Annotated in this window: 13 protein-coding genes and 1 tRNA gene; 1 reads left to right on the top strand and 13 read right to left on the bottom strand. The window is 49.7% G+C overall.

The genetic code is table 11. The features are described from left to right. Positions 1–39: 39 nt before the first annotated feature. The 13 genes from ECL_RS05285 to proB form a co-directional block, all read right to left on the bottom strand. Positions 40–312, bottom strand: coding sequence for an Ogr/Delta-like zinc finger protein (locus ECL_RS05285; protein WP_044158864.1), 273 nt, complete (start codon positions 310–312; stop codon positions 40–42). A 277-nt stretch (positions 313–589) separates the two neighbouring features. Further along, positions 590–3,277 (bottom strand): DUF927 domain-containing protein, encoded by a 2,688-nt coding sequence (locus ECL_RS05280; protein ID WP_013095755.1) that lies wholly within the window; start codon positions 3,275–3,277, stop codon positions 590–592. Next, positions 3,274–3,684, bottom strand: coding sequence for a DUF5375 domain-containing protein (locus tag ECL_RS05275; protein ID WP_013095754.1), 411 nt, complete (start codon positions 3,682–3,684; stop codon positions 3,274–3,276). The genes ECL_RS05280 and ECL_RS05275 overlap by 4 nt, the downstream gene beginning before the upstream one ends. Next, positions 3,674–3,913: a hypothetical protein gene (locus ECL_RS05270; RefSeq protein ID WP_013095753.1), complete on the bottom strand. Its 240-nt coding sequence runs from the start codon at positions 3,911–3,913 to the stop codon at positions 3,674–3,676. Before ECL_RS05270 ends, ECL_RS05275 begins: the two co-directional genes overlap by 11 nt. Continuing rightward, positions 3,910–4,482, bottom strand: coding sequence for a host cell division inhibitor Icd-like protein (locus ECL_RS05265; protein WP_072204542.1), 573 nt, complete (start codon positions 4,480–4,482; stop codon positions 3,910–3,912). Before ECL_RS05265 ends, ECL_RS05270 begins: the two co-directional genes overlap by 4 nt. 108 nt (positions 4,483–4,590) lie before the next feature. Continuing rightward, on the bottom strand, positions 4,591–5,595 hold the full coding sequence (locus tag ECL_RS05260) for a P2 family phage major capsid protein (RefSeq protein WP_044158865.1): 1,005 nt from the start codon (positions 5,593–5,595) through the stop codon (positions 4,591–4,593). A 14-nt stretch (positions 5,596–5,609) separates the two neighbouring features. Then, a complete protein-coding gene (locus ECL_RS05255) occupies positions 5,610–6,539 on the bottom strand; it encodes a hypothetical protein (RefSeq protein ID WP_234943195.1) in 930 nt (309 codons plus the stop codon). Continuing rightward, complete coding sequence (locus ECL_RS27640; RefSeq protein ID WP_058688253.1) at positions 6,508–6,663, bottom strand: helix-turn-helix transcriptional regulator; 156 nt, start codon at positions 6,661–6,663, stop codon at positions 6,508–6,510. The genes ECL_RS05255 and ECL_RS27640 overlap by 32 nt, the downstream gene beginning before the upstream one ends. A 155-nt stretch (positions 6,664–6,818) precedes the next feature. Continuing rightward, positions 6,819–7,670 (bottom strand): hypothetical protein, encoded by an 852-nt coding sequence (locus ECL_RS05245; RefSeq protein WP_013095748.1) that lies wholly within the window; start codon positions 7,668–7,670, stop codon positions 6,819–6,821. After that, positions 7,667–8,845 (bottom strand): tyrosine-type recombinase/integrase, encoded by a 1,179-nt coding sequence (locus tag ECL_RS05240; protein ID WP_013095747.1) that lies wholly within the window; start codon positions 8,843–8,845, stop codon positions 7,667–7,669. The genes ECL_RS05245 and ECL_RS05240 overlap by 4 nt, the downstream gene beginning before the upstream one ends. A 164-nt stretch (positions 8,846–9,009) precedes the next feature. Next, positions 9,010–9,085: transfer RNA gene (locus tag ECL_RS05235), tRNA-Thr, on the bottom strand. Between the two features lie 111 nt (positions 9,086–9,196). Beyond that, positions 9,197–10,450 carry a glutamate-5-semialdehyde dehydrogenase gene (proA, locus tag ECL_RS05230; RefSeq protein WP_013095746.1) on the bottom strand — a complete coding sequence of 418 codons (1,254 nt, stop codon included), beginning with the start codon at positions 10,448–10,450 and terminating at the stop codon, positions 9,197–9,199. Positions 10,451–10,461: 11 nt separating this feature from the next. Next, the gene (gene proB / locus ECL_RS05225; protein WP_013095745.1) at positions 10,462–11,565 is read right to left on the bottom strand and encodes a glutamate 5-kinase; all 1,104 of its coding nucleotides are present in this window, start codon (positions 11,563–11,565) and stop codon (positions 10,462–10,464) included. Positions 11,566–11,869: 304 nt separating this feature from the next. On the opposite strand from proB, the gene phoE reads away from it, so the two are divergent. Then, positions 11,870–12,922, top strand: coding sequence for a phosphoporin PhoE (gene phoE, locus ECL_RS05220; protein ID WP_013095744.1), 1,053 nt, complete (start codon positions 11,870–11,872; stop codon positions 12,920–12,922). Positions 12,923–13,035 lie beyond the last annotated feature (113 nt).

Raw genomic sequence — 13,035 nt, 5'->3', positions numbered from 1 at the left:
CCGAAGCCGGGAAAATTTTAGTTTCTCCCGGCGAACCGTTCAGTGGCTCTCTTTGGCTGCCAACAGGAGTTCTAATGCTTTTTGTCGCTCGTCCGGTGGCAGGGCATCCATTAGCTCTTTAATCCGTCCCTGGCCGCTCAACGCGCTGGGACTAATCGTGTGTGAAAAGGAAACGTTCATCACAAACGTATGCCCACATTCTACATTTGAGCAATAACAGTACACATCTGATAATTTGGGGTGCTTTCGGTTTGTTTTCCTCACCGTTGCCGCAGACATACACTCCGGGCAGTAAATTTTCATCACTCGCATAACTAAACCTCTGTTGCCTGCCAGAAGAAGGGATTTTGGTTCCCTCCCTCTTGTTCTGAACGTGTAACACTGGTAACACGTGTAACATCGTTGATTTAATTGAAATTAATCTGTTACCAGTGAGCCAAATAAAGAGGTAACGCGTGGTAACACACTGATTTTTGTTACCACTGTTACCAGTGGATATTTCTGACTGGTAACAATGGCAAGCCTCGTCATTACTGCCTGTTACCTCTGTTACCAGTGTTACCTCATAAAAATAAGACTCACGCGATAACTATTCGGGATCGGTGCTACCCAATACTTGCGTATTAAACTGGTACACGCGCTTAAGCCCTATTTCTGGCAGGCGAACGCTGTTTTGTGTTCTCCCGTCCTCTCCGGCCTTCAGCCATCCCGCCTCAACACACAATCTGGCCACCTTACGCGAATCGAACCCTTTACAAATTTCTTTCCAGCCAGATGGCAATACGTAGAAGGTCACAGTGGATTCTGTCACGTTGTCGCCCTTGTCCACTTTCCTGAACCCCATCATCGCCAGTGGACGGTTCCTGTCGTCGTGCCAGTCAGCAAAGCGGCTGAACTGATTACGTGTCATATAATCCCTGACCTGATCCAGTGCGGTTTTATCCTCCTGGTTCGCGGTATGCCCACGATCAGCCATCCATGAGGCCAGGCAACACTCAGCAGCCCTGAACGCCTCACCTTCAGGCCATCCGGTTATCCCGGCTTGTGTGGCAAGTTCTCCGGCCATAGCAACCAGCGCAAAACGGGTAACAGCACGCCCAACCTGATTTCCTGCATCCGCTGGTGTCAACCTGCGGGTGTAGTCCTTCAGCAGCGCTTTCGCCTGGCTGGTCAGTTCCTGGAGATCGGCTGTCAGACAATGCAGCCAGTCGCGGAAGGGTGAGCCATGATAATGAATAACGGCGTGTTCCAGATGCTCCGCCAGCGCTTTACCGCCACTAAAGCCGTGCAGCTCCTCAAATACTCCATGCTTGCCCGAATCACTCGGGATCTGGATCATGCGCACTTCAACCCCGGCGTAGGTTCGCTCTCCGGCACTGGCGGCATGCTCGACCAGTGACAGCTCCCCCGTGGAAAGAAACAACAAATTCCAGCGGTTTGTTTCCCGTACCGAACCATCAGTTCGGGCGCGGGCTTTGCCCTGGCCGTTCGCCAGCATGTAGGCAATATTTCCCGCCTCTCTGCCATCCACCTCGCGGATTTCATCAAGCATCAGTGTGGCATCATTGCGGCGGCTGGCCGTTCCTTCCAGCGCGTTCCCGGTAGCACGCCATGTATGCCAGAAATCCGTACCACCGCACACCGAAGCAGCCACTTTCATGGTCGTGGTTTTACCGTCTGTAGATTCACCTTTCAGGTGATAACCGCCGCCACCTATGCCAACCAGCTTCAGAAGCGGCGCGGCGAATGCCAGGCTTACGGCAAAGGCCAGTCGGGCATTATTGACGCAATAGCGGCCTATGTTTTCCCGCCATTCTTCCGTGGTGCCCGTAACACGAAAATCACGCCCCTGAACGCTGGAAGTCTGGAGAATGACAGACTGTGACTCTTTGCCGATCACTTCATCCTGAAGAACATAAACCCCGCCATGCCAGCCTGTTTTATTTACACAGGTCACTTTTCTGTCGGGTTTGCACAGGGAGATATATTCCATCAGGTGTGCTCTGGCCATCCCGTTGATATTGATATAAGAAAGCCCATTGACCAGCAGCACGCGCCGCAGCTCTTCCCCGCTGCCGCCCAGCATTTCCATCGGCATTGCCCATTTTCGGCTCATACCGTTGGTGTCCTCCCATTCCAGCAGTCGGCCATAGTTGCTGCCGTCAGCATCGCTGGTGATAGCTGTCACACGCAGCGGGCTGCAAATCTTGATATTGCGGATCTCAGTGTCACCATCTGATTTGTTCACCAGCTTGTCGTACCACAAATATTCTTTCGTGAGCCTGAAGCCCTGCGGCAATCTGGTTTGCCCTTTTCCGTGCAATGTCATTTCCTCCCGGAAGGCTTCACGCGCCCTTTCCTTCCCGGTTTCCTGGCGATAATCATCCCAGTCGGCTTTATGACGTACCGGTGGCAGCGTTACCCAACCATCTACTGCTTTCGCCGCTTTTTCAGCCCATACCCGGCCAGTGTTCTCTTTCCCGTCAACAAGATCGTTATCTCCAGCCAGGATAATCCGGGTGTCAGGCCATCGAATGCGGATTTGCTCAGCAACCTTTACCAAATTTGTGGCCGCAATAGCTGCAACGATCCAGCCGTCAGCCAGGAGGCTGACCGTCAACGCAGTGGCATATCCTTCAGTGATAATGACCTGTTCCGGAGCATCAGACGGAGCATCAGCCACGGCAATAAAAGCACCTGACAGCTGACTGCCGGGTAAAAGACTTTTATCACCATCGGAGTTAATAAGCTGACCGCCTGTAACATTCCCGGTGATGTCAGTTAAGGGCAGCAGCAGCGACCCGGCTGGAAAAGACATCCCCGCCAGATTGATGGTGGCAGTAAGAAGCGGTAAAGAGTAACCCTGTAATCCCTTTCCGGTCAGATAGGCTGATTCACCGTTTTGAGACAGCTTTTTAAGTTTCTGATAGCGGTCTGCCCCAGTCTCGTTTCCCCCCGTCTTTTTCCTGGCTGGCATAGCGGGTTTATCCTGTACTTCAGGCAATGCCAGAACCTCAGAGACCATTCCCGCGACCTCCTTCACTGAGCGTCCAGTCACCAGACGGACTAAATCAAGGCCATCGCCATTGCCGCACTGATTACAGAACCATGTTCCGCGCCCATCTTTGTCATCAAGACGAAAGCGATCTTTTCCGCCGCAGGCCGGACAGGCACCGTGGCGCCGGGCGGAAGGAACATTAATCCCTAACGCGGAAAGGATGTGTGGCCAGCGCCCGTTTGCTGCCCCCGAAACCGCAGATACAGACTGAACTTTCATAGCAGTACCTCCCCGACTCCCGCAGTGGTAATGCTGAACCCCGGAGGTACTTCTCCATCTGGCGCACCGAAAACGATGTCCCGGTACACTTCACGTAGCTCAGAAACACCAAATGCGGAAAGACGAATATTTTCAGCCATGTAACCAGGTGACAGCATTCGCTCCAGAACGTCACACGCCAGACGATGCCCCTCTTCCTGGCCGAATTCGTTAATCCAGGGCGCTTCAATATGATAAAGAATATTCATGGCCACACGCTCAGGTGTCAGCTCGATACGCTCGCCATCCTCGATATACACAGCTTCCCCATTAATCCGCAGCATCAGGGAGATATAGGCGTCAGCAATGCAGGAGCGCAGAAATGCCGCCCGAAATTCTGGTGAGTTGATCCCGATATTAGCGTGCATCGCTTTCTCCTTTCATAGTGCTGGTTTCCTTCACTACGCCTTCCAGCTGTTCTGCAATACATGCCATTAGCGCTGCGGCACCTTCAGCAGAAATCGTTTTCGTTCCGCTCATTACAGGCATTGAAAGAATTTCGGCAAGAAACTCGCTGGCCTGAGCTATTCGTAAAAGACGGCTTTCGCCCACTTCAGACAAGGTGCAACCATGTTTAGTGATAGGTAAATGGTTCATGCGTTCACCTCCCCGAAATTGTTCATCGGAATACGTGCGGCGAAGCTCAGTACAAAATCGGCAACGAGTTTCAGACGTGCAGCTCGCTCGCAGGGTGCAACAGTACGCACAGCGAATGGACGCGCGGCATAGTCAGAACGGCGAACAGCGAGAAATACAAAGGTAAATTGAGGGTGAGGCAAAGCAGGGATCGTAGCCATGGTGGCAATCTCCTTCAGATAGCGGGTAACGCTACCACCGGAGTTCCTACGCTCATGGGTGGTAGCCCAAACGGGGGTAGGAATACCGGCTCTGAAGGATACCGGCCAGCCCGAAAGCTGCCCCGCCTGGACTACCATAATTTGGATGATGTGGCGTAAATAACGAATAGATACGGTTAACCACCACACCATAAAATAAGGGTGAGTCAAAGCTACGACACAAAAAAACACGCTCGGCGCGTGTGGTGTCGCCTTCAGATAACACGGGTTCCTACGCCCGATTGCCGATTTTGCGGCAACGCTGCGAATATAGCCCGAGCATTTAGCATGGTGCAAGAATTTTATAACCGAATCTTGTGTGTTGAACATATAGATAAACCCTGGCATTCTTAAACCGCAGACCGAAGTTTCGGTTTTTCATTATCCTGTTGCTGTGCATAAGACCCGCTTTTAGCGGGTCTTTTTGTTTCTATAGTCTCAGTCAGAAAAAGTCACCGCACTCTCATCAACAGCCGCATAAAGCTCCGGTTCACCCAGCGCATACCCTTCATTACGAAGATAAGAATTAACGTATTCACTTTTCTCATCATCAAACTCAGCCCGGAATGATCGGGTTCGGGACTGGGTATAGATGTGCAGATTATCCAGCGTAGTGACCGCAAGACGTTTTCCCGGCATGAACGGCGGGATAAAAGCAAACCGTCCAGCAACCGAACTGACTGCCATTTGTGCAGCATCCACATCAGCCGGGCGATCAGCTGCGTTGAAGAGCTTAAGACGCTGTTTAGCAGCAAGCTCGGCACCCACGAGAACCACCAGACGCGGATCTTCCCGATAAGGCTCTGCAATCAACTCAGTGATGAGGTGATTAGCGAGCAGATCGAGGTTTTTCCATTCCCCGGTATCTCCAAGGGTTAGAGGGGTGCTTAGAACCTGCTGACCATCTCGATAGTCTTTTGCCAGCGCATGCCAACCGATATTTACGTCCTCACCTTTTTTATTGATCTCAGGATCAGTCGTATCGGCAATTGACTCTCCATTAAAACCAACCCGCAACATATCAAGTGCATAAGCCTGACTAAAAAACGCACTGACCGATTTATCAAATTCGCCCTGAACACCTGTATGATAAATATGTGACATATCTAAATAGCTGATTCGTGCACACGTGTCAGTTTCGGACAGAAAAAATTCAGTGCCATTTATTGCTAACATCTTACGGAATCTGCCACCGTGAACTCGTCCTGTATGTAACTCGCTGGCTCCAATATTAATGGCATTACCTGAAACAGCATTAACGTCACGCAAAGTGATATTATTGATTAACCAACCAGACTCAAGAATTGAGCTTCGCAAAATATTTTCTGTTGGTTTACTTAATGCAAATCTTCTGTTTGAAGATTCCTGGTAATTTGTGCCAGATACGAATTTACTGTGATAACGGCGTGCAGCGTCCGGCCTTTCGGCTTTGAATGCGTACATGATTTATCCTTTTATTATTTACGAAATATTTTTTTCTTGTATTGAGAGAGCTGATTATATTTCACAGCATGCTCTGCATACTCACGATCACTTATTACGGAGCGAAGAATGGCATTTTCAGCACGGTAGTACTCCCGGTAGGCCATAGTTCGACCTATCCCACCTCTTTCCAGTTCGTAACGGTCATTTGGGTATGCACAACATTTAAGAATGTGCTCAACTGCATTATCAAGCGCGCATAGAGCATCCAAGATAAATCTCACATCCCGAACTAGTGCCGCATCATGCAAAACGTTAATAAACTCAGCTGGGGAAGTTAACGAGCTGGTAAACGAGTTAAAATATTTTTTACTGACGTTTTTCCCAATATGTTCAGCCTCTTCAAGTAACAAACCTCCGAACCCTCTGAAGATACTTACGCGTGTTTGCTGCTCTTTCTGTCGTAAAAATGCAGAATGGTACTGTCTTTCATAAGCATCACGCGCCCCTTTCACGGCATTTTTGTTTTTTACTTCAGAAACTGTTCTGGCGTTAACATTAACCCCTGCATTCTTTAATGCGTACTCGGCAGAGCTAACATCTTTTTGTCGGAAGGATAACTCTTCTTCTTCACGGTGACATAGCACCTCAAATCGACTCATTAAGAGATTGATTTCATCGGCAGTCGCTTCTGTATCGGGGATTGTTAGCCCGGTTAAAGACCGTAATTTCTCTCCTTTATGACGCAGTTTATTTAACATAGAGATCTCGATGATTCTTATTATACATGCAGAATCACCATATTCTTCATTGAAAATACTGACCTTATAAGTATCTATTGCCGTAACGTGATCACTTTTCAGGGAAGGATACAAGGGCTTACCCTCCATTGGGAGTTTAATAAATGTCATATCAGTCCTATTTTTAACAAGTTTAATTAGATGTGTGACTATCTCTCCAGGCATAATAATCACCAGCGCGCCATCGTGACATACGACCTAGCTTGATCGGTTTAGGGAATCTACCAAGAGAGATCAGTTTATAAATCCACTTATCAGTAAATAAGCAGTCGGAAGTTATAAATTTCATATCAACTAATTTGTCGTATGAAGGGCGGCATTTAGAATTATCCAAAATATCTCCATCAGTTCATCAATGTTCGTCAATGAACACTATCTAAACATAGATGGTTTCGTTTTAACGTTGAGTAGAAAAAATAATTTCTACTCAACGTAAACTAGGACTTAGTTCGCGATCAATTTACCAGCAATAGCTTTACCCAAAATTCGCTCTATTCTATCTATCGAAAGTGGAGGCTCACCATTTATATATAACAGTTCGGTTGCACGTTTTTCTATGCAATTAGCCCATGAGCGAATTGACCCAGAGCACTCATTCGGATACTTTTCTTTACAGAAAATAGCAGCCACGAGCACAACTTCTCTTTTCTTGGCATGACGTTCTGAAACAACTTTAGATAGTTTTACCGATTTTATACCTACGGATTCATGTGGCTTATGAATTATCTTATTGGCTATATCATTTGATAGAATTCTTTCAACATGCTCTCTCGTGATCCATAGATCGTTTAATGTAATTCTGCATCCTTGTGAATCAGGCAATAAACAACAAAAGAAACCCTCAAAGCTCATTTCCCCTGAAGGTAAAACTATTAGCCCATCATCATAGAAATTATTCATTTCCATTTTAATTAATACTCTTTGCTCAAGCTCCCATAATCCCGATGCGTGCCCATAAGCGATGTTAAGTGAGTCTTCATCGTCAGAGCCAAAACTAAATAAATCATCCTTAAAGAAAAATTCAATACCCTCAGTGTAAATTGAGTCGTCATTATATATAAATGAATTCCTAGTTAATTCTTTGAATTCTTCAGTATGATTAGGCAAATCCCTTAAGTCATTATTTATTTTTTTAACGTCCACAGAGCTATGAAAAATTGAATTGGCCATATCCAGCATGACACAAAGTTTGATTTTATCTACTGCTCCCCAATGAATTAAATCACCAACATCACAGCCTATTAATTTAGCTGCTCGGCTCACTCTGTAATAATCTAAAGAAGGAATAGTTTTCATTTTAGTCCCTCTAAAAAGTCAGCATACCACTGCATCATTTCCCTACGCCCTTCAATATATTGAGCATGGTTATAAATTCCACGAATAGAGTTCTTGTCTAAATGAGCAAGCTGGGTTTCAATCCAAGCGCTATTAAAACCTTTCTCATGCAGAATCGTACTCATCGTATGCCTGAAACCATGCCCTGTTACACGGCCAGCATACCCAATACGTTTAAACACCTGGTTGATACTGGCTTCACTCATGAATTTACTGGGATCGTTGCGTCCAGGGAACATGAGCGGATAGTTGCCTGTCAACTCTTTCAACCGCCCGAGGTGAACTAATGCTTGTTTTGACAGTGGTACAATATGAGTCCTACGCATTTTCATGCGTTCTTTGGGAATTTCCCACACTGCGTTATCAAAATCCACTTCACGCCATTCCGCTGCTCGTAGCTCTCCGGTTCTGAGACCTGTCAGGATGAGCAGATGCGCTCCCAGCAACACTATCGGGCTTCCTGAATAAGCGTTAAGGGCAGTGAAGAACTCGGGTAGCTCGTTGACTTTGAGAAATGGATAGTGGACTGCTTCATGCCCTTGCATTGCACTGGCAAGATCCGGTGCCGGATTGTAGATCGCTCGACCTGTTACGATGGCGTAGCGGAATACTTCACCGCATCGTTGACGGACTTTCTTCGCTTTTTCCATTGCTCCTCTGGCTTCTATTAATCTCAGAACTTCAAGCAGCTCTAGGGGCTTAATATCAGCAATGGGTCGATGGCCAATGTGCGGGAAAATGTCTTTCTCAAATGCCTCGATAATGTCTGAAGCATAGCCCTCAGACCATTTAGGTGACTTCATTTTGTGCCACTCTAACGCCACTTCTCTGAATGGATTGAGTATCTCTGTAGCAGCGGTTAAAGCATGTTTTTTGGCTTTCTTCACTTCGCCGGGGTCTTCACCGGCTGCGAGCAATTTCTTTGCGTCTTCACGCTTTTGCCTGGCATCAGCCAAAGAAACTGTTGGATAGACACCAAAAGATAAACGCTTCTCTTTGCCAGCAAAACGGTACTTCATACGCCAGTAACGAGAGCCATTGGGTTCTACTTGAAGATACAGACCACCTCCATCAGACAGCTTGTAGCTCTTCTCTTTTCCTTTCGCGGCTTCAACCTTTCGGGCATTCAGCATCATTGGGGGCACATTTCCTAGACCGAACAGAACATGCCCCTGATTGTGCCCCCAAAGGCATGTTGATTTCAATGGATAGAGGTTGACGTCAAATGACTGAAAACAACGTAAGATCTATGTTTTAAAAGGATTTTGTTGATGCGAGTTGACTTGAGAAAACTAGGGGATGGTGCCGATAATAGGAGTCGAACCTACGACCTTCGCATTACGAATGCGCTGCTCTACCAACTGAGCTATATCGGCCCTGAGAGGCCGGTTACGAGCGTAACCACGGGGCAAAAGGTTAGATCTATCCGGGTGATGCGTCAATGCCCTTTTGAATCAAACGGCTATTTTTGCATCACCCGTGATTATTTACGCACGAATCGTATCGTCGCCGATGCCAATCCACTTGTAGGTGGTCAACGCTTCCAGGCCCATCGGACCACGCGCGTGCAGTTTCTGCGTGCTTACGGCCACTTCCGCGCCCAGACCAAACTGTCCACCGTCGGTGAAACGGGTTGATGCGTTCACGTACACGGCAGAAGAATCCACCTCGTTCACAAAGCGGTCGGCATTGCGCAGCGTGCGCGTCAGGATGGCGTCAGAGTGCTGAGTACCATGCTCACGGATGTGCGCGATAGCGTCGTCGAGATCGGCTACGATCTTCACGTTCAGATCCAAAGACAGGAACTCGTCGTCATACTGCTCCGCGTTTACCGGCACCACCGTCGCCGGGCCGTCTTTCAGCAGCGCCAGCGCCTTCTCGTCCGCGTGCAGCGTGACGCCACTCTCGGCCATCTGCTTGCTCAGGGCTGGCAGGAAGGTGTTCGCGATACCCTGATGCACCAGCAGCGTTTCCACCGTATTACAGGTACTTGGACGCTGGGTCTTGGCATTCACGATAATCTTCAGCGCCGGTGTAATTTCGGCGCTCTCGTCCACCACGATATGGCACACGCCGATACCGCCGGTGATCACCGGGATCGTCGACTGCTCGCGGCACAGCTTGTGCAGGCCCGCGCCACCGCGTGGGATCAGCATGTCGATGTATTTGTCCATGCGCAGCATCTCGTTCACCAGAGCACGGTCCGGGCTTTCGATAGCCTGCACGGCACCTGCCGGTAAGCCGCACTCCTGCAGCGCCTGCTGGATGACTTTCACCGTCGCGGCGTTGGTGCGCCATGTCTCTTTCCCGCCGCGCAGAATAGCGGCATTACCGGTCTTCAGGCACAGGGAAGCGACATCCACCGTCACGTTCGGACGGGCTTCATAAATCACGCCGATAACGCCGAGCGGCACGCGACGGCGCTCCAGACGTAAACCGCTGTCGAGCAGTCCGCCGTCAATCACTTGCCCGACCGGGTCGGCCAGATTACAAACCTGACGGACATCGTCGGCGATGCCTTTCAGGCGTGCCGGGGTCAACGCCAGACGGTCGAGCATCGCTTCGCTCAGACCATTGCGGCGCGCTTCCAGCAGATCCTGTTCGTTGGCGAGGAGGATTTCCGGCGACTGCGATTCCAGATAATCAGCGATTTTTTCCAGCACGCGGTTTTTCTCGCGGCTGGAAAGGAGCGCCAGTTTGTAAGAGGCGGCCTTGGCGGCGGCACCCATTTGTTCCAGCATTTTCTGGCTCCTTAACGAATAATCATGTCGTCACGATGCACGGCAACCGGGCCATACTCGTAGCCCAGAATGGCGTCGATCTGCTGCGAGTGGTGACCCGCAATACGGCGCAGAGCATCGCTGTTGTAGCGGCTGACGCCGTGAGCGATGTCGCGACCTTCAAGGTTACGGATACGGATCACTTCACCACGGGAGAAGTTGCCTGTCACGTTTTTAATTCCTTTAGGAAGCAATGAACTCCCTCTTTCCAGAATCGCGGCGGTCGCCCCTTCATCCACGGTCAGTTCACCTGCCGGCGGCGCGCCGAAAATCCAGCGTTTGCGGTTTTCCAGCGGGGATTCCTGGGCGTGGAAGCGCGTGCCAACGGAAATGCCTTCCATCACGTCGCCAATGACGCCAGGACGGCTGCCCGCCGCAATGATGGTGTCGATCCCGGCGCGGCAGGCCACATCCGCCGCCTGCAGTTTAGTGCCCATGCCGCCCGTTCCCAGGCCAGAGACGCTGTCGCCGGCGATGGCGCGCAGCGCATCGTCAATGCCGTGCACATCGGTAATCAGTTCAGCTTCCGGGTTGGAGCGCGGGTCTGCGGTAAACAGCCCCTGCTGGTCCGTCAGGAGCAAGAGCTTGTCGGCACCGGCCAGGATCGCCGCCAGCGCAGAGAGGTTATCGTTGTCACCCACTTTGATTTCAGCGGTAGCCACGGCGTCGTTTTCGTTAATCACCGGGACGATATTGTTGTCCAGCAGCGCGCGCAGCGTATCGCGGGCGTTCAGGAAGCGTTCTCTGTCTTCCATATCCGCGCGCGTCAGCAGCATCTGCCCGACGTGAATGCCATAGATTGAGAACAACTGTTCCCAGAGTTGAATGAGTCGGCTTTGTCCCACGGCGGCCAGCAGCTGTTTAGAGGCGATCGTCGCGGGGAGTTCGGGGTAACCCAGATGTTCACGCCCGGCGGCAATCGCCCCGGAGGTCACAATAACAATACGATGCCCTGCGGCATGCAGCTGAGCGCACTGACGTACAAGCTCAACAATGTGGGCGCGATTTAGGCGGCGCGATCCGCCTGTTAAAACACTGGTGCCGAGTTTTACCACCAGCGTCTGGCTGTCACTCATGATTCTCTGCCGTTCAACGATAAGGGAAAGTGATGTCGAACGAACGTTTTAACAGGTGTCAGGCCCGTTGCCAACTGCCACAGCACATCGCGAAACACTTTGTTGCGCGGGATCAGGAAGCGTAGCGGCGGATTTTGACAATTTTATTACCGAAATAATAAATCACAGTTTTTTAAAATTAATCTTAATTTGTCATAAAAGTTTCATTCCGTAACGTTAAAACCCTTTCTGTTTTTTCACGGGACTTAAGCATGAGCTTATCGTCCAGCGAATTTTTAAGCGCGTTTATAAGACAGGATCGAAAATGAAAAAGAGCACTCTGGCATTAATGGTTATGGGCGTTGTGGCTTCCGCATCTGTTCACGCTGCCGAAGTTTATAATAAAAACGGCAACAAACTGGACGTGTACGGCAAAGTTAAAGCAATGCACTACATCAGCGATGACGATTCAAAAGATGGTGACCAGACATACGTGCGTTTCGGTTTTAAAGGTGAAACTCAGATTAACGATCAGCTGACGGGCTATGGCCGTTGGGAAGCGGAATTTGCAGGCAACAAAGCAGAGAGCGATTCCACTCAGAAAACGCGTCTGGCATTCGCCGGTCTGAAGCTAAAAGACTTTGGTTCTCTGGATTACGGTCGTAACCTGGGCGCGCTGTATGACGTGGAAGCCTGGACCGATATGTTCCCTGAGTTTGGCGGCGACTCTTCCGCTCAGACCGATAACTTCATGACCAAGCGTGCAAGCGGTCTGGCCACTTACCGTAACACCGACTTCTTTGGCGCGGTTGACGGTCTGGATATGACCCTGCAATACCAGGGTAAAAACGAAAACCGCGACGTCAAAAAACAGAACGGTGACGGTTTTGGTACGTCTCTGACCTATGACTTTGGCGGCAGCGATTTCGCGGTAAGCGGCGCGTACACCAACTCTGATCGTACCAACGCGCAGAACCTGCTGACCCGCGGCGAAGGCAAAAAAGCCGAAGCCTGGGCAACCGGTCTGAAATATGATGCGAACGATATCTACCTGGCGGCGATGTACTCCGAAACCCGCAATATGACCCCAATTTCTGGCGGCTTTGCCAATAAAGCGCAGAACTTTGAAGTGGTCGCACAATATCAGTTCGATTTCGGTCTGCGTCCATCCCTGGGTTATGTCCAGTCTAAAGGCAAGGATATCGAAGGTATTGGCGATGAAGATCTGGTGAAATATATCGACGTCGGCGCGACCTATTATTTCAACAAAAATATGTCCGCGTTTGTTGATTATAAAATCAACCAGATTGATGACGATAACAAACTGGGCGTGAGCAGCGATGATATCGTTGCCCTGGGTATGACCTACCAGTTCTGAGTCGGCAGTAATAAAAAAACCGGCATTAAGCCGGTTTTTTTGTGCCCGGTGGCGCTGCGCTTACCGGGCCTACGGGATCATCACCCGGCATTATTTCGTCTTTACGCCGTCAA

This window comes from Enterobacter cloacae subsp. cloacae ATCC 13047, assembly GCF_000025565.1.
Taxonomy (GTDB): domain Bacteria; phylum Pseudomonadota; class Gammaproteobacteria; order Enterobacterales; family Enterobacteriaceae; genus Enterobacter; species Enterobacter cloacae.
This window is presented reverse-complemented; position numbering and strand designations above follow the sequence as displayed.